This window comes from Parasphingopyxis sp. (assembly GCF_028279465.1).
In the GTDB taxonomy this organism is placed as follows: domain Bacteria; phylum Pseudomonadota; class Alphaproteobacteria; order Sphingomonadales; family Sphingomonadaceae; genus Parasphingopyxis.
Genome location: NZ_JANQNS010000015.1, coordinates 598,062 through 622,468 on the forward strand (window position 1 = coordinate 598,062; position 24,407 = coordinate 622,468).

Below are 24,407 nucleotides of genomic sequence, written 5' to 3' on the forward strand. Positions count from 1 at the left end.
TCCCTGCCACGCGAGATTACCGCATTTTCCAATCCGCTGATCAAGCGGGCGCGGTCGTTGCGCGACAAGAAGCACCGGCGTAGCGAAGGCCTTTTTCTGGCCGAAGGGCTGCGGATTTTGAGCGAGGCTGAGGAAAGCGGCCGGTTGCCAGTCCAGATATTTTTCGCTGAAGAGTCGCGTGCGCATCCGCGCGTGCAGGCGCTTATGAGTGCGACCGAGAGCGCTGGCGGAGAGGCAATTGTGACGACGCGTGCGATCCTGTCCAAGCTCTCCGGCAAGGATAATCCGCAGTCCGTCGTCGGGGTCTATCGCGAACTCGCAACGGACTTGTCCGCAATTGATCGCACGATCGCGCCAATCTGGCTTGTCGCCCAGGCGCTGCGGGACCCGGGCAATCTGGGAACAATGCTGCGAACCGGCGATGCCGTCGGCGCGGGCGGGCTGATCCTGATCGACGAGTGCGCCGATCCGTTTTCGGTTGAGGCCGTGCGCGCCTCGATGGGCGCGCTGTTCACCCAGAAAATAGCGACGGCGCGCTGGGATGAGTTTATCGCTTGGTTGCGCGGTGGAGACGGGATGCTCGTCGGCACGAGCCTCGATACCGAGCTCGACTATCAGACGCCGGACTATGTGCCACCGACCTTCATCCTCACGGGCAATGAGTCGGCGGGATTGCCGGCAGATTATGCGGCCGCCTGCGATCTGCTCGTGAAGATGCCGATGCGGGGCAAGTCGGACAGTCTCAATGCGGCGGTCGCCACGGCCGTGATGGCCTATGAAGTCCTGAACCAGTTTCGCCGATGAACGAGGTTCGCCGCCGTCTTGTCCTGTATCTCAGCGGTTTCGACCCGCGCGGCGTGCGCTACTATCACCAGCTCTATCGCGCCGAGGCTGAGAAGCAGGCTGCCGTGTCTGGCTATAACATCGAGGTCGGCAAGAGAAAGCGGATCGCCGACCATCTGATCCGTTGGGATGTGCAGTCAAAGATCGGCGGACACAGGACAGACACCGAATATCTCTACTGCGAATGGGACGATATCGTTCGACAGTTCTGGGTCAAAGAACCCGCAAAGCTCGCATGGGTGACGCTCACCGCATCATGGCGGGCCTTGCGGTCGGGCGTTTTCGCGAAGACCTTTCAGTGGAGCTGGCCGGCCGGCGTTACAGCGACGATGCCCGCGCTTGCCATCCTGCTTCTCCTGCTGTTCGGTCTCGGACTGAGCGTTGCGGGCTATTTCGCAATTGGGATTGTCGGCCTGATCGGCGGGCTGGCCATCGGGTTCGGATTGCTCTGGCTCGCTTACCGCCTCGAACAGAAGTTCAACCTGACTTGGGTTGGCCGGATACTGAGCTTCCATGAGCGAGAAGAGCAGAGCCGAACGCATGCGCTCGACCGCCGCCGTGACGAATTTGGCGCGCTACTCCAAGAGCGGCTCCAGCAGGGCGGTGTCGATGAGATTCTCGTGGTCGGCCACAGCTACGGTGCGGCGCTAGCGATCGCCATCGTCGCGCGCGCGCTCCACGATATGCCGGAAGAAACCCCGAACCTGTCCCTGCTGACGCTCGGCCAGACCATTATGTGGTTGGCGTGGCTCCCCGAAGCGCAGGTGATGCGGGACGAAATCGCGGCCGTGGCGGAAAGCGATTCCGTGGACTGGCTCGATATCTCCGCGCCGCCCGACGGCGCCTGCTTCGCGCTCGTTGATCCCCATACGGCCATCGGCGACCGCAATACCGAGCGCGCCAATCCCAAGCTGCTTAACGCGAAATTTCACGAAATCATGCCTGCGGCCGAGTTCGACAAAAGTTCGCGTAACTGGATGCGGCTCCATTTCCAATACATCATGGCGGCCGCGAAGCCCGCCGACTACGACTATTTCGCGATCACCGCGGGCCCGCAAACGCTCGCCGAACGCTTCGCGCATCGGCCCTCGGTGCGAGACTTCACACGGCTGCGGCGCGGGCGCATGAAGGCGGTCCGATGAGCGCATTCGTCCCGCCCAAACCTGCCGGCAACCCGAAAAAACTCGGGCCGATTACGCGTTTTATCAAGAGCTTCCACTCCTCGACCGCGCCGCTCTACGCGAACAGCTATTCGATGAAGCTCGGCGAGGTGCGCCTGCCGCGCCGAACCATGTATTTCGTCAATCAGCCCGATCTCGTGCAGAATATCCTGCTCGGCGATGTCGACCGCTACCCCAAGTCCGACCTGATGGCGACGATGCTCGAACTGCTGCTTGGCGAAAGTATATTCGTGTCGAATGGCGATCTTTGGAAACAGCAGCGCCGTATGATGGACCCGGCCTTCGAAGCGACACGGATCAAGGCGATCTTTCCGCTGATGCGCGAAGCGGTCGACGCGATGGCCGAGCGCTTCACAGCCGGTGTGGCTGGCCCGGACACGCAGATAGACCTCGAGATGACGCATGTCACCGCCGACGTCATCTTCCGCACCATCTATTCGCGACCCTTCACGCGCGAAGAGGCAGAGATCATCTTCGAGAATTTCGAGCGGTTCCAGCATCTCGCTTGGCAACATGGCGTCTGGACGCTGGCCGGGGTGCCGCAATGGCTGTCGCTCGGAAAACTGCGCGCACGGCGTTCGGCAGCCACCATCCGCGAGCTGCTGCACGCGCCTGTCCGTAAGCGTCTTGCAGCGATCGAACGCGGCGAGGACGTTCCGGATCGCGATATGCTGGCGAGCTTCATCCGCGCCGAAGACCCCGAAACCGGCAAGCGCTTCGACGAGCGCGAACTGGTCGATCAGATCGGCATCATGTTCCTCGCGGGGCACGAAACCTCCGCCTCGGGGCTGGCCTGGGCGCTCTATCTGATTGCGCAATGCCCTGACGTGCAGGAACGGTTGCAGGCAGAGGCCGACGCAGTGTTTGCCGACGGCCCGCTGGAATTCGAAAAGATGCGCCGCCTGCCCTTCACGCGCGACGTGTTTCGCGAAACGCTGCGCCTCTATCCGCCGGTCGCCTTCATCCCGCGCGATGCGACCGAAGAGCAGGAGATGCGCGGCAAGCACATACTGCCCGGCGCAATCCTGTTCGTGTCGCCGCTGCTCGAACATCGCCATACCGAACATTGGGACGATCCCGATACTTTCGATCCCGATCGGTTCAGCCGCGCGGAAACACGGGAATCTGAGCAAAAGGCCTATTTTCCGTTCTCGAAGGGGCCGCGCGTGTGCCTCGGCGCTGCCTTTGCGCTGCAGGAGGCGGTGATCGTGCTGGCAACGATCATGCGGGACTGGACGGTGACGCCGGTGGATGGCCATGTGCCGAAGCCCATTGCGCGGCTGACCCTGCGCTCGGAAAATGGTATCAGGCTCAATCTCGAACGACGGAGAAAGGATTAGCGATGCGCATTTTCGCATTGGCGCTGCTGCTGTCGCTGGCGGCTTGCGCGACGACCTATGCAGGCGGCGAGCCCGTCTATGAAGACACGGTATATTGATGGCCTGGCGCGCACTGATACCCGCCATCGCGCTCGTAGCGATCCCGCTTTCCGCCTGCGAAGAGCCCGCCGAAACCGGCGCTGCGGAAACGCCGGAGATCGCCGCTGAAGAGGCGAGGTCAGAAGCGGAGCCGATCTTCACCGGCGTCGGGCAGGAGCCGGGCTGGTTCCTGCGCATCTATGACGACGTCATCGTCTATGAAGCCGACTATGGCGAACGGCGCGTGACGGCCCGGACGCCGGAGATGGAGGAATTCGACGGCGGGCGGCGTTACGAGAATGATTCCATCCTTGTCGAAATACTCGATGAGCCCTGCACGGACGCGATGAGCGGCGCCCCCTACCCCGCCATCGTCACGATCACCGAGCGCGGCAGCCCGCCCGTCCAGGGCTGCGGCGGGGATACCTGAGGTTTATTCGGCCGCGTCAGGGGTGTCCTCACCAAGATCGTCCTTCAGTTTTGTCAAAGGCCTAATCTGAGTCTCTACATGCGACGGCGGCTCAATTGACTTTCCACCTGTATCGACCTGAAGATCCTCAAAGCGCTTTGCTTGAGTGAGCACTTGGCTCTCCAAGCTGCCAACCATATCGTTGTACGCGCTACTCGCGAGATTTATGTTTCGGCCAAGTTTTGTAACGTGTCCACCCATCGTCCTTAGGCGCCGATAAAGCTCCTTGCCTACTTCGCCAATTTCCTCGGCACGCTCTGCTAAGGCTTCCTGCCGCCACATGCCGGCCATCACCTTAGCTAACGCCAACATATTGATCGTCGATGCAATTATCACCCCGTTTTCAAAGGCGTTTCTAATCAACTCTGGCGCCCTTTCAGCCGCAGCTGATAGGAAATGCTCCCCCGGGACAAACATGATAACAAACTCGGGTGAAAGCTTGAACTGACGCCAATACCCCTTGCGTCCCAGATCATTGGCGTAGGCCTTCATTGCATCGGCATGTTGCTGTAGAAGCTTTGCGCGACGGCTTTCGTCTTCTTCATCGTAGGCTTGTTCGAACGCGACAAGAGGACATTTTACGTCGACAATAATGCATCGGTCACCGGGAAGGTTTATGATGCAATCTGGTCGAAGTTGTTTCTCCCCATCTTTGACGGTTGTTTGCAGTTCAAAGTCGATATTTTCCGCGAGGCCAGCCGACATCAAAATGGTTCTAAGCTGTTCCTCGCCCCAACGACCTCTAGCTTTGGGGCTCGAACCCATCACGTTTGCGAGACGCTGCGTTTCGCGTCGAACGATCTCATTACCTTGAGTGAGATCAGACACAGCTTTGCTCAGCTCTCGATAACTGCCTTCCCTTTCTTTCTCGATCCGGGAAAGATTCTCCTCATAGCGCTTTAAGGTTGTTTCGACGGGTTTCAGCAAAGATTCGATCTTCTTTTTGTTGTCGTCCCCAACTCTCACAAGGTGTTCATTTGCTCCCGAAAGGAACTTCTTTTGAGCATGATCTAGAAGCTCGCTACCAATTTTGCTGAATTGTGCAGAAAGAAGCTCCTTTGTTTCTAGAAGCGATTTTTTTTGTTGCTCAAAATTCGCATCTCGTTCTTGCCGTGCGGCGTTCAACGCGGCCAACTCCTGCCGAGCTTCGCTTAGATCGAGGGTCAGTTCTTCGACTTTTCTTTGACCTTCTTGATCGGTCCGTTCGGCAACGCTGCGTAAATGTTCATTTTCTTCGCGTAGAGGCACCGCCGCTCGTGCATTAGCAAGCCAACCGAGCACTGCACCGACGACTAGGGCTATGAGCACGAAGGCGATAACAGAAGTCGGTTCCATGGCTTTCCACTATGTAGAACGAAGCATGAATCTAGCCGTCCAACGCATAGCGCACAAGCGCAAGTCGAACTCGGTACAGGAATTGACGCGGTAAGCCCTAGCTATGATCAGGTTCGACTTTTCCCAACTCCGCCGACAGATTTCACGGCGAAGTCAAGCCGCTTTCAGCCGCCGTGCCTTTTCCAGCTTTTTGAGCACCATGTTGCGCTTCATGCGGGAGAGATGGTCAATAAAAACGATACCTTCGAGATGGTCCATCTCATGCTGGAGGCAGGTCGCGAGCAGCCCGTCGAGCCGTTCTTCATGCTGTTCGCCATTTTCGTCGAGCCAGCGGGCGGTCACGCTGTCCGGCCGCTCGATATCGGCGAACTGGTCGGGCACCGACAGGCAGCCTTCCTCATAGGTCCGCAGTTCCTCGGACGGGTCGATCAGTTCGGGATTGATGAAAACGCGCGGGTCCTTGATCGGATTACCCTCTTCGTCTTCCTCTTCCTGCAGATCGATAACGAGAATGCGCTTGGGCACGCCGACCTGGATCGCCGCGAGGCCGATGCCCGGCGCGTCGTACATGGTTTCGAACATGTCCGCGATCAGCTTTCGCGTCTCGTCCGTCACCGCGTCCACGGGTGTGGAAACGGTTTTCAGACGCGGGTCCGGAACTTCGACGATCGGTAGAATAGCCATGGGGAGGAAATAAAACCCAAAGCCCGCGCTTTCAAGGGACCCGGCTTCGCCGGCTCTTCACGGTTTCCAGCGATAATAAGCGCGGCCGCTCTCTATCCGGTCAAGAGACCAGCCCTCGCGCTCGTAGAAGCGGCGCGCGCCGCGATTGTCCACATTGGTTCGCAGTGCCATGCCGGATGGAAGGCGCGTCTTGGCGAATTCGAGCAGCGAAACGCCGATACCTGCGCCTTGGTGACTGGGTAGTACGAAGATTTGAGACAATATGGCCGATTCAATATCTAGCGCGAGAAACGCGACGATCGTCGACTCTTCCCTAACGATGAAGATCTCCCAGCCTTCATCCACGAGCCGTTCGGAAAGGTGCGAAACGGTTACGCCTTCGCCATGCTCTGCACCGGTCGAAAGCCAGCTGTCGTACCAGAGCTGCGCGACTTCGCGAAAATCGGCGGGCGCAATCGGTTCGGGGTTGACCGTCAAGCGACGGGCCGCCGCGCCCTGAGCGCCTGCGCCAGCGTTCCCTCGTCCAGATAATCCAGTTCGCCACCGACCGGCAGGCCATGGGCGAGTTGAGTGATGCGGACCGGGTGAGATTCGAGGCGCTCGGCGAGGTAGTGCGCCGTCGTCTGGCCTTCGAGCGTCGCGTTCATTGCCAGTACGACCTCGTCGATCTCGCCACCGGAGACGCGCGCGATCAGTTTGTCGATATGCAGGTCTTCGGGCCGCACGCCGTCCAGCGCGGAAAGCCGTCCGCCCAGCACATGGAACCGCCCCGGAAATAGGCGAGAGCGATCGAGCGCCCAGAGGTCCGCGACTTCCTCGACCACGCAGAGCGAGCGTGTATCGCGCTTCGTGTCCGTGCAGATGCCGCACGGGTCGCTGGTATCGACATTGCCGCAGATGCTGCACGTGGCGAGCTTGTCCGCGACCGTCTCCAGCGCGCGCAGCAAGGGCGTCAGCGAGGCCTCGCGTTTCTTGAGCAAATGAAGCACCGCGCGGCGCGCAGAGCGTGGCCCCAGCCCGGGAAGCCGGGCGAGCGCATTGGTCAGCTGTTCGATCTCCGCGGATGCCATGCGATGCAGTTAGGGGGTTGCACTCCCCTTTGCCAAGCGGTTGAAGCATCGGCATGCGGATCATTTTCATGGGCACACCGGATTTCGCGGTGTCGGCATTGCGCGCGCTGGCGAAAGCTGGGCACGATATCGTTGCGGTATACAGCCAGCCCCCGCGCCCGGCGGGACGGGGCAAGAAGCCGCGCAAATCTGCGGTACATCAGGCGGCAGAGGAACTGGGCCTTGAGGTACGGACGCCCGCCAGCCTTAGGCCCGACGAGGAAAAGGCGGTCTTTGCTGCGCTCAACGCTGATGTCGCGGTCGTTGCCGCTTATGGCCTGATCCTCAACCAGACGATTTTGGACGCGCCGAAACATGGCTGTCTTAATATCCACGCATCGCTCCTGCCCCGCTGGCGGGGTGCGGCGCCGGTGCAGCGTGCGATCCTCGCCGGCGATCCGGCGACCGGGATAACGATTATGCAGATGGAGCGCGGCCTCGATACCGGGCCGATGCTGACGCACACGGCGACGCTTATCAAAGGCAAGACGGCCGGTGAATTGACGGCGGAACTGGCAGACATCGGCGCGTCGCTGATCTGCGATACGCTGGATGCGCTCGATAGGGTGGAGCCGGAAGCGCAGGACGATAGCGAAGCCACCTATGCGGAGAAGGTCAGCAAGGCCGAGGCACGGCTAGACTTTTCGCAGCCTGCCGAGCAGGTCGAACGCGCGATCCGGGCCTTCAATCCGATGCCCGGCGCATTTTTCGAGCATGACGGCGAGCGCTTCAAGGTTCTGTCCGCGGATATCGTCGAGGGATCCGGCAATCCTGGAATGGTGCTCGATAACGCGCTCACCATCGCCTGCGCCACCGCGGCGATCCGCCCGACCCGTATCCAGCGGGCTGGCAAAGGCGCGATGGATGCCGCCGACCTACTGCGCGGCTATCCGATCCCGGCCGGTACGACACTCACATGACCCGGTTTCGGCTCACGATCGAATATGACGGCACGCCCTATATGGGCTGGCAGAGGCAGCCGCATGGGCCGAGCGTCCAACAGGCGATCGAGGAAGCCTGTCAGGCGATTACCGGCGAGGACGTACTCGTCTATGGCGCCGGTCGGACGGACTCCGGCGTGCATGCGCTGGCCATGGCCGCTCATGTCGATATCGAAAAGGATATCGATGCGTTTCGACTTGGCGAGGCGATCAACGCGAAACTGCGTGGCGAAGCGATTGCGATCCTCGATTGCTTGGAAGTCGGCGACGAATGGCATGCGCGGTTCGATTGTATCGGCCGCCGCTACCTGTACCGCATCGTTAATCGCCGCGCACCGCTAGCGCTGGAACAGGGCCGCGCGTGGCGTATTCCGCAGCCGCTGGACGCAGCGCAGATGGATACCGCAGCGCAGCTGCTAGTCGGCAAGCATGATTTCACGACATTTCGCTCAGCCCATTGTCAGTCGGAGAGCCCGGTTAAGACGCTGTCCGCGCTCAATGTCGAACGCGATGGCGAGATCGTGACCGTCATCGCTGCGGCCCGCTCCTTTTTGCACCATCAGGTCCGTTCCATGGTCGGCTGCCTGGCGCTGGTCGGTATGGGGCGCTGGTCGGCCGACGATCTGAAAGATGCGCTGGAGGCGGCGGACCGCAACCGGCTCGGCCTCAACGCGCCGCCGGACGGGCTATACTTCGTCGGCGCCGATTACGCCGACTAAATGATAACTGTTTCTTACCGGAGCGCTATCGTCATTGCGAGGAGGCGAAGTCGACGAAGCAATCCAGAGCCGCTGGCGCTATCGCTTGCCGCTCTGGATTGCCGCGCTCCCTATGGTCGCTCGCAATGACGTTTCGGTGCTAGTCGGATGCGCTTTACCGCCCGATCCCGAACACGCGGCGCAGCGACCGATCGAGCATCATCAGCTGCCAGATCGTCCGGCCATGTTCCTCCTTGCTGCTGCGATGCGCGGTCACGATCCGTTTGATCGCCTGCCGGTCAAACCATTCGGTTTCTGCCAGCGTCGTGCTGCTGATCAGAGCATCCGCCTCGTTCGCCAGTGCGCCACGGAACCAGGCACTGATCGGCGTCACAAAGCCCATTTTCTGGCGGTAGAGAATATCCTCGGGCAGATAGCGCCGCATCGCCTGTTTGAGCAGCCATTTGCCGGTGCCGCCGCGCACGCGCTGTTTAAGCGGCAGCGTCGCTGCAAACTCGACAAGGCGGTGATCGAGCAGCGGTTCGCGCGCCTCTAGGCTGACGGCCATGCTCATCCGGTCTACTTTTGTGAGAATATCGCCCGGCAGCCAGATTTTGAGGTCGGCATATTGTGCCGCCGCCAGCCCGTCTTCGGCGGGTGCGTTCTCTATGGTGCGCACATAGCGGTCTTCCGCGCGGTGACCTTGAAGCGCTGAACGCAGCTTTTCGCTGTAGAGCGCCCAGCGCAGCGCCGGGCCGGTAACACCGACAGAGGCCGCATAGGCTTCGCCGCTCGACATGCCGAGCCCCTGAAAAGTCGATTTGGCGCGCAGGAAACGCGGCGCCCAGTCGAGCTTGGGATAGGCGGAACCCAACCCACCGAATATGGGCCGCCGGATGGCGTGCGGCAGGAGTTTCCGGGCCCGCTCTTCCCCTGCGTGAAAGACATGACGGCGATAACCGGCGAAAATCTCGTCCGCCCCGTCGCCGGATAGCGCGACCGTCACCTTCTCCCGGGCAAGCTCGCAGACCCGATAGGTGGGGATCGCGCTCGCATCGGCAAACGGTTCGTCGAACGCGTGGACGAGCGCATCGATCAGCGCGAAATCGTCCGCGGCTACTGTGCGCTTGCGGTGATTCATCGCAAAGCGCGCGGCGACCCGGTCCGCATAATCGGTTTCGTCGTAGTCCGCTTCATCGAAACCTATCGAACAGGTTTCGACAGCCGCTCGGCTCTGCTCCGCCATCAGTGCGACGACGGACGAGCTATCGACTCCGCCCGAGAGAAATGCGCCGAGCGGCACATCGGCTATCAACCGGCTGCCGACCGCTTCTGTCATATGCGCGACGAGCTCGTCTTGGGCCGCTTCCGCCTTCCGACGTTGCGGTGCGAACTCGACATCCCAATAGCGGCGTGGCTCCGCGAGCGGCAGCCCGCGCCGCGTCATCAGATAATGGCCGGCGGCGAGCTTTTTGACGCCGGCGACCATGCAGGTATCGTCGGGGACATAGCCCAGCGCCATGAAATCCTCGACGGCCGTCTCGCTCGGACGCTTGCGGAGCAGCGGATGCGCCAAGAGCCCTTTCAGCTCGGATGCGAAGATCAGGCTGCCGTCCGATACTTCGGCATAGTAGAGCGGCTTGATGCCCAGCCTGTCGCGGCCGAGAAACAGCGTCTTCGCTTCCTCATCATAGAGCGCAAAGGCGAACATGCCCTGGAACCGCTCGATGCAGAGCGGACCCCATCGCCGCCAGGCATGCAGGATGACTTCGGTATCGCAATTGGTCCGGAATTCATGGCCCAGCGCCAGCAGATCGGCGCGCAGCTCGCGATAATTGTATATCATCCCGTTGAAGACGGTGACGAGTTTATTGTCAGGCGTCGCCATGGGCTGCGCGCCGTCTTCAAGGTCGATGACCGCTAGACGTCGATGCCCGAAACCAACGCCCTGTGCCGTCCAGACGCCAGCATCGTCCGGCCCGCGATGCGCCATGCTGTCGGCCATCGCCCGCACGCGCGCTTCATCGACCGGCTTGGCCGTCTCCAGGTGAAAAATGCCTGCAATCCCGCACATGGCGGCTCAGTCGGCCAAGCGAACCGCCCGGTCAACCAGGCTTTCCACCCCGCCCGCATCGGCGAGGAATGCGTGCATGACGGCACGCGCGTCATCGCCCTCTGCCGAAACGGTGACGCCGATGGCGCGCTGGTCGCCGCCGAATAGCCGCGCCCGCATCGTCTCAAGCTTGGCCTGCCGGGTTCCCGATATCCACTCGCCGCCTATCCAGCTATACTCGAATATGATCCGCGAGACGGGCCCCGGCGCAACGATCCGATAGGCGCTGGCCGATTCCGGGGCCGGCAGGTCCTCGATCCGCGACCATTCGCTCTCGGGCGGCAACCCGCCCTGGCCGCGTCCGACAACATCGCGACCGCCGCTCTGGTTCGCGAAATAGCCGATGGCGATATCGACGATCTGGCCCTCAGCGTTCCGGTACCGGCCTTCGACTATCCGGTCAGCGCCCAAATAAGTGGCTTGCCATGGATAGCGCATGGCCGCGTCCGTACGTTCCCACCCTTCGACTGCGGGCAAGCGCATGGCTGGCGCATCGGTGCCGGTAGCGGCGGTTGCGGTGAGCCAGAGCATCGGCGCCGCCGCAATGCCCAGCACAAGAGCAGCAATGCCCGCAATTGTGGCATTGCTCTTTACCGGTGCACTGTCGGTTCCAATGTCAGCGGGATCGAAGGCTGGATCGTCCAGCTCCCGATCGAAGAATTTCCAGCCAATCGCGAATACGACCGCGATCACGAATGCAAAAAAGAACCAGCCATAAACGACATGGTCGGCGCTCTCGGCGAACTCGATGCCATAGATTCGCGCAAGATAGATGGTCCCGAACGCCCGGATACCGTTGGCAACGATCGGCACGGCAAGGCAGAGCGCCATGAACGCCACCCGCTTCTGCCATGTGCGGAAACAGAGATTGGCCGCCAGCGCACCGAGTGCCGCCATCGCTATCAGAAATTTCACGCCCGAACAGGCTTCGGCCACTTCGAAATAGCCGAAGGGCGTGGTGATAAAGACGCCCTCGATATGGGCGGGAATGCCGAAAAGGCCGAGCAGCATCATGCTCAGATCGGCGGTAATTGCCTGTAGTGCCGGTACGAATTCCTGTCCGAACGGTACGAGAAACAGCGCATAACCGAGCGGAAACAGCAGGCCCCTCGTCACGGCCCGTCCGAGGATGGCAATCACGCTGCCCTGGAGCATAACGACGACACCAAGATGGCGGCCGACGCCGATGCTGCCCGCCTCGGCCACCAGCCATCCCGCCGCGCCGATTGCGACGACGGCTAGGCCGGGCGTCCAAATAGATGGCTGGAGCTGCGCCAGTTCCGCGCGGCGCTGCCAGACCAGCCAACCAATGATCGGCAGGATCAGAAAACAGTGGTTGAAGGTTTCGCTGGTCCACCAGATCGTTGCCATGCTGGCGATATCGGCGCGGAACAGGATGCCGAGCGCCGCAAACACGGCGGCGAGCACGGCAAGGTGCACGCGCCATGCGCCGGCGACAGCCTTCGGCATAGCAGGGGTGGTCATGGCTTGGCTTGCAGTCATCTCAGCTCACCATCACCGGCGCCGGGCGATCTTGCGGCGTATGCTCCATGCCAATCAACGGCCCGATCGGTGCGAGCGTTTCCTTCCAGACATAGCGATCCAGCATATGGCTGCGTGCCGAATCACCGACGCGATCGGCGCGTACCGGATCGTTCAGCAGTTCCAGCACCAGACCCGCTTCCTCAGCCTGGCTTTCCGCGACTATAAGATGTTCGCCGGGTTTTGCGTCGATACCCTCGAATGCCGCGGGTGAGGCAACGACTGGCCGCGCCATCGCCATGGCTTCAAGCACCTTGTTCTGGATCCCACGTGCGATCCGGAGCGGCGCGCCGATGACATCCGCGGCGGCGAGCCAGCTGCGGATATCGGGAACACCGCCTGTCACGATAATGCCATCGCGCTGGGCAAGGCGCGTCACTTCCGGCGTCGGATTGCGGCCGACAATCGCGAAATGCGCGTTCGGTCTCTCCTCGCGGATCAACGGGAAGGCGTCATCGGCAAAACTCTGCACAGCCTCGATATTCGGGCGATAGTCCATCTGTCCCGTAAAGACGATCAGGCTTCCGGAAGGCGTTTCGACGGGCTCGAAATCGGCCGCCGGATCGAAAAATGCGCAATCGATCCCGTTTTCGAGCGGCAGAACGCGATTATCGGCGAGCCCAACGCCGTCCTGAAACAAGGCAGCCTCGGTTGCGCTGACGAACAGACTATGATCAGCGCGCTGGGCGATAGAGTGTTCGAATGCCGAAAGCAGCCGTGCCTCGCGGGCATGCATCATGCGCATCACGCCGGTCGAATTTTCGGCATAGGCGGCGAATTTCGCTGAATCGACATCGCAGAAGTCGACGACGAACCGGGTATCCGCCGGAAGCTCCGGCACGAACTGCGCCATCTGCCCGGAAAATACGAAGACGGCGTCGATCGATTGCGTTGCCAGTGTATCGCTCACGAAGTGGCGAATGCCCGCGCTATCGAACATGGTCAGCGAGACCGGCTTGCCCGTCATCAACGCCTGCGCCGCGCCCACGGGTGTCGAAACGGTGCGCTTTTCGATGTGCAGCGAACCAAGCATCGGTCGCAATGCTTCCGCATGGCCCATATCTTCGTCATCATCGGCGAATGTGGCGAGATGTACGGTCCCCAGCGTGCAGAGATGCTTCAGGATGTTGAAGGACCGGATCTTGTCGCCGCGGTTCGGGGGATAGGGAATGCGGTGGGCGAGGAACAGAATGTCGCCCATCAGCCCAGCCCCCTGGCGATCCACGGGCCGATCCGGTTGGCGATCGGCAGCGGCAGCTTCTGCCAGAGCGAGACCTGCAGACGATATTTCGGGCTGTTAGGATTCATCTCGCGCGCTTCGGCGCCGTCGGCCACCCGGCCGGCATATGTCAGCGGTTCGGGCGTGAAACCCCAATTTTTCTTGTGGTTATAAGGCCCTGTCTTGACCTTCGAGCGCCCGAAATCGAACCGCGTGCAGCCGCGCTGCCGCGCATGGTCTATCAGTGCATAATAGAGCACATCGTTGGCGCGCAGGTGCCGCGCCTCGAAGACGCCGCCGCCCCAAAAGGGCATGACTGTGCCTTCGAAATAGAAGCTCAGGACCGACGATATCGCTTTGTCCTTGTGGCGCACGGTCAGAATGTCGGCTCCGTCGCCGAAATGGTCGAGCATGGCGTCGAACAGGCCGCGTGGGAAAACCGGCGTGCCGAGATTGCGCACGCTCGTCGCATAGACCGCATAATGGTCGGCGCGGTCGCGTTCGGCAGTGCCCGATACGATCTCGAGATCGTTTTTGAGGCCCTTGCGAATTTCGGCGCGCAACTTGCGCGGCACGGCCTTGAGATCGGCCTCCTTGTCCTCAGCAAGAGGCTTTTCGAAGCCGACATAGACGCCCTCGCGCTTCGCCCAGCCCTTGGGCAAGGCACCGCCGCGCAATTCGACTTCGGGACAGCTCAGCCGTTCGGCCATCTGCCAAGCCGCATCCGCCAAGGCATTGGCGTTGTTCGGATTAGAGACCAGCGCACCGCCGCCCACGGCGAAACCGCTAGAGACCAGCGCGCGGCCGAACAGCGGTGAGTGCATTTCGGTAAGCGGTAAGATGCCGCGCAACGTGCCCGCTCGCTCGCCGAGCAGCATATGGGCTTTCTGCCCGCATCCCTGCTCCACGGCCTTCAGCCATTTCGGCAGGTGAAAGGGCGTTCCGCCCTCCGTTTCCCGGACATAGGATTCGATGCGCGCGCATTCGGCCGGATCGTTCAGATCGGCGGTGCGCACGCTCAGTTTGTGGAGGGACATCGGCGCGTTCATTGGATCGTTGCCCTCTGCGTTTCAGCCACGCGATCGACACGTCCCCATTGGAAGTCGCCAAGCAGCTTTTCGAGCTTGCCTTCCATTGCGGAAAGCCGGCTGTAATGGCGCACTTTCGAGCGCAGCGGCGCATTTTCGACGCGCGGCTGATCGGGGTCGATCTCCCAAGGATGAAAATAGAAGACCGCCGGCCGCTTATCCTCTCCGTTCACCTGGCCGATCGCCCAATGCGAAAAACGATAGGGCAGAAGCCGGAAGAATCCGCCGCCGCCCGCCGCGATCGTCCGTCCGCCGAAGCGCGCGGTCGTCACCGGTAATTCCATGAGTTCCGAGTCCGCAAGCGGGGCGAAGGCGAAGCGCGGCGCTTCGGGCCAGCCATAATGGTCGTGCACGACCGGCGCGACGCTGGACGAGTAGCTATACCCTTCGTCAGCGAGAATTTCGTGCGCCCAAGGCGTGCGCGCATCGATGGAAAAGCTTGGCGCGCGATACCCGCTCACCGTCTGCCCCGCGGCATCTTCGAGCGCAGCGCGGGCTTGTTTCAGATCGTCGCGGAATTGCTCCGGTTGCATGGTGAAGACGCGACGATGATCCCAACCATGGCTTGCAATCTCGTGGCCCGCATCGGCAATCCGCCGGATCAGCGCGGGATAGCGTTCTGCGACCCAGCCCAGCGTGAAGAAGGTGCCCTTGACCCCTGCCCGCTCGAAAAGTTCGAGCACAGCGTCGCTGTTCCGCTCAACGCGATGCGGCAGCGCGTCCCAGTCATCGCGCGCGATAACGGTCTCGAACGCGCCGACCTGGAACCAGTCCTCGATATCGACCGAAAGCGCATTCAACATTGTGCGCCATTTCCTCCTCGCGCGGGTTACGCCGCGTCGCCGCTGACGACGCCGAAGCTGCGTTGGTCCTCGTCTTCCTCGACCCATTGGATCAGCAGCGTCAAGACCCGGCGCAGCGCCGCTTCCTGTTCCTCGACGCGCGCTTCGAGAGCGGCGATGCGCGCATCGCTATCGCTATCCTGCGTTGCCGGTTCGACTTCTTCCAACTCTTCCTGCTCCGAGACCGGTTCTACCGGCAGCTCGGCGATTGCCGTAGGCATGCGATCCTCGGTGGCGGTTTTTTCACGCGGCTTAATAGCAGCAAGCGAGGCATAGACATCGGGTTCCGCTTCCGGTTCGTCCTCTTCCTCGGCCGCATCTTCGAAAACCGGGCTTGCCGCCGGTTCCGGTTCTTTCTTCGCGACAGGCGCATCCTGTGTTTGCAGAGCCTGGTCTTCGGCCAGATCGGCAAGGACGGCATTAACAGCAGAAGCGTCGATGACTTCAAGGTCTTCAACAGCGCCGAACAGCATGATGCGCGCCATCAGCGTGTTGAGGCGGCGCGGCACGCCATCGGTGGCCGCATAGAGCGCCGCATGAGCATCCGGCGTGAACTGCGGATTGCCCTCCCAGCCCGCAATGGCGAGCCGGTGCACGATATAGGGCTCGATCTCGCTCTCATGCATCGGATCGAGATGGTGGGTGGCGATCACGCGCTGGCGCAGCTGCTCCAGATTGGGCGCCTTGCGGACCCGATCGCGAAATTCGGGCTGGCCGAGCAGGAATATCTGCAACAGCGCCCGGCCGGCCGACTGGAAGTTGGAGAGCATGCGCAGCTCTTCGAGCGCCGATACCGAAAGATTCTGCGCTTCGTCGACGATCAGCAGCGTGCGCTTGCCTTCCCGCGCCTGGCCATGGAGGAATCGCTCGATCTGATCGAGCAGTTCGGCCTTCTCAAAGCCGTGCGCGTTGAGCCCGAGCTGTTGCGCGACGAGCCGTAGCATGTCGTCGCCCTCGACCTGGGTCGAAACGACCTGCACCGCGGTCAGCCGCGACGTATCGATGCTGGCCATCAGATGGCCGACCAAAGTGGTCTTGCCCGCGCCGATATCGCCGGTGATAACGATAAAGCCCTCGCCCTGCGCCAGACCATAGCCGAGATAGGCCATCGCCTTTTTGTGCGTCTCGCTCTCGAACCAGAAACGCGGATCCGGAGTCAGCTGGAACGGGTTTCCGGTCAGGCCATAATGTTCGCTATACATATCTTTTCCTTCGCACGCTTTCGCGTATCTCCCTAAAACCCGTACCGGACGCCGAAGAGCAGGGTACCGAGCCAGTCGGTCTCCTCGCCTTCCACGTCGTTGGCGAATACACCGGCGGTCGCTTGCGCGCTCAGCCCGCGATAGAGGCCGACGCTGTAGGTGGCCGAACCACCCGTGCTGAACACATCGCTCTCGCCCGGAATGCCGCTGTCGAACCATGTGGCGTAGAGATTGCCGTCGATGCTCGAATTCGGCGACAGCGTGCGTCCGAGGCTCGCCTGCAGCGAGAAGGCTTCGTCGGTTACGCGGTCCAGCGAGAAATTGGCGGCCGTGGTCGGCGTTAGATAGCGGCGGTTCTGATAACCGGCGCCAACGCCATAGCTCCACGGCCCGCGTCCGCCGGTCCAGACGATGCTGCCGCCGCGGCTGCGGAAATTGGCCGCGTTGAGCGACGCGAAGCCAGTGTCGAAACAGCCGCCGGCATTATCGTTTTCGCCGAATGCGCAGCCGTTGAACTGGCCGAAGCCGTTACGGCCCACGGTAAAGCTGGTTGGCAGGCCCGCAAGCGTGTTGGTCGTCCCGCGGCCGAAGCTACTGATTTCGTTGTAGACATTGGCCTGCAGCGTGCTCGACGAGCTCGCCTGATAGGTCAGATAGCCATAATAGATGGTCGTATCGTAGCGATGGCCGACGCGCGCGGAGAGTTCGAAGCGCGGATTGGGCCGCCACAAGATGCCACCGTCATAGATGAAGCCGTCGACATCATAGGCGAGCAGCCGCGGCGAATTGGGATCGCTCTGAAAGCGGCCATTGCCGTCAAGGATGGGGTTTCCGGTCGCGTCGACGAGCACGTCGCGCTGGCTGATCTCGATATCCTCGTAGCCGACACCGCCGACCAGGGCGAGCGTTGGCGTCACCGGGATCGTGACGTCGACCCGGCCATAATAGGCTTCATAGCGCTGATCGAGTTGGCTCGCATCTTCGCGCTCGTAACCGCCCGAAACGATCCATCCGAACGGCAGCGTTTCACCGGGCGCCATGCCGATATTGGCGGTCGCCAGATGGTAGGTGCTGTGATCGACATAATCGACCGGTGCCTGGTTCGGGTCGGTGTTCGCCGCGAAATTGTCTTCGACATGCGTGTAGCCGATCCGATAGGCCGCGCCGATATCGAGCGGGCCCGCGCGGGTCGACAGGGTCGGGCCGCCGAACACCGAATAGATCTGCGTGCTGTTGTCATTGTCGCCGGTCAGTGAGCCGAGGCCGTCGCCGCCGATTTCGGTACGCGCGCGCGCCGCCAGCGCACCGGCTTCGAGGCTCAGGCCGCGCGTGACATTGGCGCGGGCGCGAACAACACCGCTATGGACGTCATCGTCCGCGATGGAATCGTCCCAGCCGATCCGGCGCTCGTAGCGATAGCTCGCGCCGATTTCGATGCGGCGCGATACGACCACGGCGTCCACGCCTGCCGCGATCGTCGTATAGGTTACGACGTCATCGTTGAACGGATCATTGCCGTCGAGATCGAAGTCCAGGATCTGCTGAACTTCGACATAAGGCGAGATGTCGGAGCGGGCATGGGCCTGCGACGCCAGGCCGAGCATCACAACCGTGACGCCAGCGATGGCGGCGTGGGTGAACCGGCGGTGGGCTGAGATACGCATGACTATTCCCCGTATCCGTAGTAACTGCTGAAACGCTTGCCGTTTGGCGTGAAGGTGGCGTTGTTGAGCAGCAGCTGGATGTGGTCGCAGCCGCTCAACAGGCCGAGGCCCTCGCGCAACTCTTCTTCGGTCGTCGTATCGGCCTTGACGACCATCACCGTCTGCCCCGCATGCATGGCCAGCACAGATGCGGGCGACGCCGACAGCGCCGGCGGCGAATCGAAGATCGCGACGCGGGTCGGGCTCTTGGCGAGCAGCTTGCGGAACACATCGGCGCTGCGCGGCGCCGCCAGCAATTCGGTGGCGTCATCCGTGCGCTTGCCGGGGCGCAGCAGCGACAGATTGGGAATATCGGTGTGCACAAGGCAAGATTCGATATCGACGGTCGGATCTTCGACCGCGTCCATGAGGCCGGGGCCGTCGCCAACGCCCATGAGCGCGGCGATCTGCGGATTGTTGAGATCGCCATCGGCGAGCACGACATCGAGATCGGTTTCGCGGGCCATGGAGAGCGCCAGATTGACCGAACAGAAGGTCTTTCCCTCGTCCGGTTTCGCCGAACAGACGAGGATCATCCGGCCGTTCTCAATAGTTACACCGCCCTCGCCCGCCGCGCGCAGCAATAGCTGGCGTTTGACGATACGGAATTCCTCGGCCAGCGCGCCGGGGCGCTGGTCAGGCAAGGCAAAGCCGCCTTCGGCGAGCGCGACACGGTCGATAGCGACGGTTTCGCCGCCGATCTGTGGCCGTATCGGCACCGTTGCGACGTCATTGGCTGGCGCATGTTGTGCCGGTGCTTCCGCCGGATATTCGGTTTCGGCTTCGCGCAAAGCTTTGGCGAAGTCGAACTTCTCCGAAGCGCGTTCGAGCAAGGAGCCGGAGGACCGTATGGAGCTATGCTTGTTCATTATTCTGCCCCTTATGCCGCCATGCCGCGCTGGATGAATTCGACGACCATCAGTAGCCCCAGCACGCCCACGAGCGCGATCGACGCCGCGGCAAACTTGCGGAAGCTCTGCCGGCGGACCTCAGCTTCGGCGGGCCTGACAAATTCGCTGATCGCGCCAAGCACCGGCAGACCGGTGCCGTTTCCGAGGCGCCGGGCGGTCGGATAGGTCGTCGTCAGCTGGGCTTGCGCAAACGCCGCGCCGAGCCCCATCGCAATCGCGGCAATGAGAACGAGGATCAGCAACAACGGGCGGTTCGGGGCCGCCGGCGCGCCCGGCATGCTGGGCGGATCGACGACACGGAAAGTATTGCTGTCTGTTTCGGTGACCACGTCGCCGCGCAGGCGGACGCGCTCGCGATCGGCAACGAGCTGGTTATATTGGGTCTGCAGCGCCAGATAATCGCGGTCGAGCTGCTGCTGTTCGGCCAGCGACCCCGGATTGGTCCGGCGCTGGCTCTCGATCGCCTCGAGCCCGGCGCGGATCTGGTCGCGGCGCGCGGTCAGCGCGGCAACCTGCGCCTGCCGGTCGGCCAACATCGAACTGAGCGATGTATAGAGCGGGTTAGACGCCGTGGCGCCGCCGCCGGAGCGGCTGCCGCCGCCCTCTCCGCGCGCCGCGGCGCGTGCCCGAGCAATCTGCGATTCCAGTGCGATGACGTCAGGGTGCTGGTCGGTCCAGCCCCGGCCACGCGCATCGGCCAGCTGCGCCTGCAATGCATTCAGACGCGCTGTCGCCGGGCCGGCTACGGAAGGCCCGCCGCCGAAACCCGGAACCCGGGTCGTCGGAGACGTTGCGTTCATCTGCGCCTGTATCGTCGAGAGCGAGCTTTGCGCGGCGGCGAGATCGTTTTCGATATCGCGTAGCTCGGACCGCGCCTGATCCATGCGCTGGGTGATCGTGCCGGTGCCGGGCAGAACACCGCTGAACTCGCGTTCGAAATTCGCGCGGCGCTCTTCGAGCTGCTGCAGCCGTTCCTCGCGCTCGGCGATCTGACGATCGAGAAATTCCACCGACTGCGTCGCTTCGGCGCGCGAACCGGCGAGATTTTCCTCGACGAACACGTCGATCAGCCGCTGGTTGATCTGCTGCGCAAGACTCGGCGAGCCCCAGCTAGCGCTGATCTCGAACATATTGCCGGGCCGGCCGAAACTGTTCGGGTCCTGCTGCGCGGCGACGACCACATTGGCGCGTAGCTGGCCGGCCAGGCTGCGAACCTGTTCATCGGTCGTCGCTTGCTGTGCCAGATCGGTCTGGCGAACCACCTGTTCGAGATTGGCCGTGGAGGCCAAAGTCTGGCGGATACGCTCGATATTCGCGCGTTGATCGCGCTCGGAAACACCGATCTCGCTGGTCAGAACGCTATCCTGCTGCACATAGATGCGCGCCTGCGAGGTGTAGCTGTTCGGGATCAGGGCGACCACGAGCCAGCCCAGCACCGCGACGCCCCAGGCGACGCCCAGCGCGAGCCAGCGGCGTTGCCAAATCGCGTGCAGCGCGATCCTGATTTCTTCGTAAATTCCGTTCATGCCGTGGTCGTCGCCTTTGTCGAATGAGTGGCCGGGGCGCGTTCGATCAGAACATGCTTTCGGGGATGATGATCACGTCGCCCGGTTGCAGGTCGACATTGGCGCTGGTGTCTCCGCGCCGGAGCAGGCTCGAGATGCGCAGGTCATATTCCTGCTGCTCGCCGGTGATCCGGTCGTGCCGGACGAGGCGTGCGCGATTGCCGGCAGCAAACTCTGAAAGCCCGCCGACGGCGATCATGGCGTCAAGCAGAGTCATGTTAGCGCGGTACGGGATCGATGCCGGCTCTGCAGTCGCGCCGATGACCCGAATGCGCTGGGCATAGGTGCCGGAGAACTCGTTGACGATCACGGAGACACGCGGCTCGGTGATATATTGGGAGAGCATCACCGAGATATCGTCGGCGAGCATGGCCGGCGTCTTGCCGACGGCCACCATGTCTTCGATCAGGGGCGTCGTGATACGGCCGTCCGGACGAACCTGAACCTCGGCACCAAGCTCTGGATTGCGCCAGACGAACACGGTCAGCTGATCGAGCGGCCCGATCACATATTGTTCACCGGGTCCCTGACTGTTGCTGACAAAGGTCGCCGGCGGCAGTTGCTGGCCGGAACCGCCCGCGCAACCGGACAGTGCGGCGAGCGAAACACCCAGGAAAAAGGCCGCTTTCGAGGAATTGATGCGCATCATTAAGCCCTTCTTTTCGGGGCCGATGACGTCACTCCCTGCAATACGCGCGAGGGATTCCGGCCCTTTCTCTCGTGCGTCATGCACCGGAAAGGGTTAAATTGGTGTTGAGCTAAATGGTTATTTTTCCGCCGTTAACCACGATTTCCGCGGCAATCGGGTGGCTGAGGAAGTTAACCGGGCTGGCGCTTAAACCATAAGCGCCGGACGCGAAAACCGCGACATAGTCGCCGATTTCGGCCTGCGGGATGGCGATATCGGCCGCCAGCTTGTCGAGCGGCGTGCAAAGCGGGCCGACAATCGTCGCGCTCTCGACCGTTTCCGCGCCCATGCGGGACCCGATCGCCACCGGATAGTTGCGCTTCATGACCATGCCGAAATTGCCGGAAGCCGCGAGATGGTGATGCATCCCGCCATCCGTCACGAGGAACAGCTGACCCTTGCTCACCTTGCGGTCGAGAATTCGCGCGACATAAACGCCCGCTTCGCCGATCAGCCAGCGGCCGAGTTCGATGATGAAACGCGTGTCGCGCAGGACTTCGTCGCGCGCGTCGAGCGCCGTGGAAAGCTGCTCGCCAATGGCTTCAACATCGAGCGGCGTGTCATTGGCCGTATAAGGAATACCGAAGCCACCACCGAGATTGACGCTTTTCGGCGCTTCTCCAATGGCCTGAGCCAGTTCAGCCGCCAGCGCCAGGCTCGCCTTCTGGCTCTCGGCGATGGCATCCGCATCGAGCGACTGTGAGCCCGAATAGATGTGAAAACCTCGCCAATCCGCGCCGGACGCGATGATTTCAGTGACCAGCGCCGGCACCCGTTCCTGGTCCACGCCGAACGGCTTCGCGCCGCCACCCATGCTCATCCCAGAGCCTTTCAGCTCGAAATCGGGGTTCACGCGCACTGCAAGCCGCGGAGTAATGCCCAGTTTCTCGCCGATTTTCAGGGCGCGGGCGCACTCGCTCTCCGATTCCAGATTGAGCGTTGCGCCGAGCGAAATGGCGAGTTCGAGCTCCGCATCGCGTTTGCCCGGGCCGGCAAAGCTCACATGCCCCATATCGGCCCCGCAATCGCGCACCCGCTCCAACTCGCCCGCCGAGGCCATGTCGAGACCATCCGTCAGCGTCATAAAATGTTTGATAACAGCAGGATGCGGGTTTGCTTTTACGGCAAAATGCAAATGTACCGCCTCGGGCATCGCAGCACGGAAGCGCTCGACCTGACGCGAGGCGATTTGTAGGTCATAGGCATAGAAAGGCGTTCGCCCCGCCGCTTCGGCAAGCGCACGCACGCCGACACCGCCGATCGTGAGTTCGCCTTTCTGCGCGGCGAAGGCGGTGGGAATCGGTCCGATCGGTTTCATACGCCCCATTTCCGTTCTATTTCAGTGCGATCGAGCTTACCGTTAGGATTTCGTGGTAAGTTGTCCTGCCAGATGATATCCTGTGGCTGCATGAAATTGGGGAGTTCCGTCTTCAGATAGCGTTTCAGCGCCTCGTCGGCCGGACCGCCCTCCCCGCGCACGACGAGCCGGATTGCCTGGCCCAGTCGCGCGTCCGATACGCCAAAAGCGCAGGCTTCCGCGGTTTCGCCGCTTTCGATTGCCGCATCCTCGACCTCGCTCGGCGATATGCGATTGCCCGCGCTCTTGATCATGGCGTCATCGCGCCCGACAAAGCGCAAATAGCCCTCGGCATCGCGGATTACGGTGTCTCCCGACCATACGGCCATGCCGCCATAATCTGAGAAATCGGGCGCAGGTTTGAAACGTTGCGCTGTTCTTTCAGGATCTTGCCAATAGCCGAGGGCTACCAACGGCCCCGCATGAACCAGTTCGCCGGGCGCGTCCGGCGCGCATTCGGAGCCATCCGGCGCGACCACCATGATCTCGGCAAAGGGTATGGCGGTACCGATGCTTTCCGGCATGGCGTCGATCAATTCTGGCGGCAAGGTGGTGGATCGGAAGGCTTCGGTGAGCCCATACATGGAATGCAGCACGGCGTCAGGAAAGGTTTGGCGCAACGCCCTGACCAGCGGCACGGGCATCTTGCCGCCACTATTCGTCAGAACCCTAAGTTTTCCGGCATTTTCCGGCGGCCATTCGATCTCCGTGAGCTGCACCCAGAGCGGCGGGACGCCGGCCAGGATTGTGACGTCATGACGCCCGACCGCCTTCGTGACGTCACGCGCCATCAGATAGTCGAACGGCACGACCGATGCGCCGGCATACCAGCTCGAAAGCAGCTGATTCTGGCCATAATCGAAGCTGAACGGGAGCACGCATAGAGTGCGGTCACTTGGGCGAACACCGAGATAATGCGCGACGCTGACGGCACCCAGCCACATATTGGCATGGCTGAGCATCACGCCCTTGGGACGGCCCGTGGAGCCCGATGTATAGAGAATGGCGGCAAGACTGTCCGGATCGCCGTCCGATGGCGGCATGATGGGGCCGTCGAGCGCCGGTTCTCCCTCTTCCACCGCCCGGCAATCACCCGGAATATCGTCCGATTTCAGCGATCCGAGGCGCGATTTGCCGCCGATCAGCAGCTTTGCGCCGCTATCGGCGACAATATGGGCGACCTGCGCGCGTTTTAGCAGCGGATTGACCGGAACATGGACAAGCCCCGCCCGCGCCGTCGCCAGCGGCATCAGACAGGCGAGCCGGGTCTTGTTCAACCATGACGCCACGCGGTCGCCGGGCTCCAGCGCCTGCGCCGAAAGCCATGCTGCCAGTGCCCCAACGGCCTGCTCCAACCCTGCAAAATCGAGCGCGCCCTGCTTGTCGATCATTGCGACATCGCCGGACGTCCCGCATGACGGCAAGTGATCGAGCGGGCGCGGCTCAGGATCGGGACTTAAGGCTTTCGTCATGGCTTCCAGCTAGATGGTGGCGTCACG

Annotated in this window: 22 protein-coding genes; 6 read left to right on the plus strand and 16 right to left on the minus strand. The window is 62.0% G+C overall.

Annotated features, from left to right (window positions below):
* Positions 1–3: 3 nt before the first annotated feature.
* The 4 genes from Q0974_RS12485 (at position 4) to Q0974_RS12500 (ending at position 3,872) form a co-directional block, all read left to right on the plus strand.
* Entirely contained in the window at positions 4–804 is an 801-nt protein-coding gene (locus Q0974_RS12485) for an RNA methyltransferase (protein ID WP_299328537.1), read from the plus strand.
* On the plus strand, positions 801–1,985 hold the full coding sequence (locus tag Q0974_RS12490; RefSeq protein WP_299328050.1) for a hypothetical protein: 1,185 nt from the start codon (positions 801–803) through the stop codon (positions 1,983–1,985). Before Q0974_RS12485 ends, Q0974_RS12490 begins: the two co-directional genes overlap by 4 nt.
* A complete protein-coding gene (locus Q0974_RS12495; protein WP_299328052.1) occupies positions 1,982–3,364 on the plus strand; it encodes a cytochrome P450 in 1,383 nt (460 codons plus the stop codon). The genes Q0974_RS12490 and Q0974_RS12495 overlap by 4 nt, the downstream gene beginning before the upstream one ends.
* Positions 3,365–3,461: 97 nt before the next feature.
* Positions 3,462–3,872 carry a hypothetical protein gene (locus Q0974_RS12500; protein WP_299328054.1) on the plus strand — a complete coding sequence of 137 codons (411 nt, stop codon included), beginning with the start codon at positions 3,462–3,464 and terminating at the stop codon, positions 3,870–3,872.
* 3 nt (positions 3,873–3,875) lie between these two features.
* On the opposite strand, the gene rmuC is transcribed toward Q0974_RS12500, so the two are convergent.
* The 4 genes from rmuC to recR form a co-directional block, all read right to left on the minus strand.
* On the minus strand, positions 3,876–5,246 hold the full coding sequence (rmuC, locus tag Q0974_RS12505; RefSeq protein ID WP_299328056.1) for a DNA recombination protein RmuC: 1,371 nt from the start codon (positions 5,244–5,246) through the stop codon (positions 3,876–3,878).
* A 153-nt stretch (positions 5,247–5,399) separates the two neighbouring features.
* A complete protein-coding gene (gene def / locus Q0974_RS12510) occupies positions 5,400–5,930 on the minus strand; it encodes a peptide deformylase (protein ID WP_299328058.1) in 531 nt (176 codons plus the stop codon).
* Between the two features lie 57 nt (positions 5,931–5,987).
* Positions 5,988–6,407: a GNAT family N-acetyltransferase gene (locus Q0974_RS12515; RefSeq protein WP_299328060.1), complete on the minus strand. Its 420-nt coding sequence runs from the start codon at positions 6,405–6,407 to the stop codon at positions 5,988–5,990.
* Entirely contained in the window at positions 6,404–7,000 is a 597-nt protein-coding gene (gene recR, locus Q0974_RS12520) for a recombination mediator RecR (RefSeq protein ID WP_299328062.1), read from the minus strand. The genes Q0974_RS12515 and recR overlap by 4 nt, the downstream gene beginning before the upstream one ends.
* Positions 7,001–7,053: 53 nt before the next feature.
* Between recR and fmt the strand changes: the two genes are divergently transcribed.
* Positions 7,054–7,959: a methionyl-tRNA formyltransferase gene (gene fmt / locus Q0974_RS12525; protein ID WP_299328064.1), complete on the plus strand. Its 906-nt coding sequence runs from the start codon at positions 7,054–7,056 to the stop codon at positions 7,957–7,959.
* Positions 7,956–8,699 (plus strand): tRNA pseudouridine(38-40) synthase TruA, encoded by a 744-nt coding sequence (gene truA, locus Q0974_RS12530; protein WP_299328066.1) that lies wholly within the window; start codon positions 7,956–7,958, stop codon positions 8,697–8,699. Before fmt ends, truA begins: the two co-directional genes overlap by 4 nt.
* A gap of 154 nt (positions 8,700–8,853) precedes the next feature.
* On the opposite strand, the gene Q0974_RS12535 is transcribed toward truA, so the two are convergent.
* The 12 genes from Q0974_RS12535 to Q0974_RS12590 all read right to left on the minus strand — a co-directional run bounded on the left by Q0974_RS12535 (position 8,854) and on the right by Q0974_RS12590 (position 24,380).
* Positions 8,854–10,752 (minus strand): XrtA/PEP-CTERM system amidotransferase, encoded by a 1,899-nt coding sequence (locus Q0974_RS12535; RefSeq protein ID WP_299328068.1) that lies wholly within the window; start codon positions 10,750–10,752, stop codon positions 8,854–8,856.
* 6 nt (positions 10,753–10,758) lie between these two features.
* On the minus strand, positions 10,759–12,276 hold the full coding sequence (gene xrtA / locus Q0974_RS12540; RefSeq protein ID WP_299328070.1) for an exosortase A: 1,518 nt from the start codon (positions 12,274–12,276) through the stop codon (positions 10,759–10,761).
* A gap of 19 nt (positions 12,277–12,295) precedes the next feature.
* Positions 12,296–13,537, minus strand: a complete 1,242-nt coding sequence (locus Q0974_RS12545) for a TIGR03087 family PEP-CTERM/XrtA system glycosyltransferase (RefSeq protein ID WP_299328540.1) — start codon at positions 13,535–13,537, stop codon at positions 12,296–12,298.
* A complete protein-coding gene (locus tag Q0974_RS12550) occupies positions 13,534–14,589 on the minus strand; it encodes a FemAB family XrtA/PEP-CTERM system-associated protein (protein ID WP_299328072.1) in 1,056 nt (351 codons plus the stop codon). Before Q0974_RS12550 ends, Q0974_RS12545 begins: the two co-directional genes overlap by 4 nt.
* Positions 14,590–14,597: 8 nt before the next feature.
* Complete coding sequence (locus tag Q0974_RS12555; protein WP_299328073.1) at positions 14,598–15,443, minus strand: XrtA system polysaccharide deacetylase; 846 nt, start codon at positions 15,441–15,443, stop codon at positions 14,598–14,600.
* 26 nt (positions 15,444–15,469) lie between these two features.
* Entirely contained in the window at positions 15,470–16,684 is a 1,215-nt protein-coding gene (locus Q0974_RS12560; protein WP_299328075.1) for an XrtA/PEP-CTERM system-associated ATPase, read from the minus strand.
* A gap of 32 nt (positions 16,685–16,716) precedes the next feature.
* A complete protein-coding gene (locus tag Q0974_RS12565) occupies positions 16,717–18,348 on the minus strand; it encodes a hypothetical protein (RefSeq protein WP_299328077.1) in 1,632 nt (543 codons plus the stop codon).
* Between the two features lie 2 nt (positions 18,349–18,350).
* Positions 18,351–19,256, minus strand: a complete 906-nt coding sequence (locus tag Q0974_RS12570; RefSeq protein ID WP_299328079.1) for an exopolysaccharide biosynthesis protein — start codon at positions 19,254–19,256, stop codon at positions 18,351–18,353.
* A gap of 11 nt (positions 19,257–19,267) precedes the next feature.
* The gene (locus Q0974_RS12575) at positions 19,268–20,824 is read right to left on the minus strand and encodes an XrtA system polysaccharide chain length determinant (RefSeq protein ID WP_299328081.1); all 1,557 of its coding nucleotides are present in this window, start codon (positions 20,822–20,824) and stop codon (positions 19,268–19,270) included.
* A 46-nt stretch (positions 20,825–20,870) separates the two neighbouring features.
* Complete coding sequence (locus tag Q0974_RS12580) at positions 20,871–21,512, minus strand: XrtA/PEP-CTERM system exopolysaccharide export protein (protein WP_299328083.1); 642 nt, start codon at positions 21,510–21,512, stop codon at positions 20,871–20,873.
* A gap of 109 nt (positions 21,513–21,621) precedes the next feature.
* On the minus strand, positions 21,622–22,869 hold the full coding sequence (locus Q0974_RS12585) for a pyridoxal-dependent decarboxylase, exosortase A system-associated (RefSeq protein WP_299328543.1): 1,248 nt from the start codon (positions 22,867–22,869) through the stop codon (positions 21,622–21,624).
* Positions 22,866–24,380, minus strand: a complete 1,515-nt coding sequence (locus Q0974_RS12590) for an acyl-CoA ligase (AMP-forming), exosortase A system-associated (RefSeq protein ID WP_299328085.1) — start codon at positions 24,378–24,380, stop codon at positions 22,866–22,868. The genes Q0974_RS12585 and Q0974_RS12590 overlap by 4 nt, the downstream gene beginning before the upstream one ends.
* Positions 24,381–24,407 lie beyond the last annotated feature (27 nt).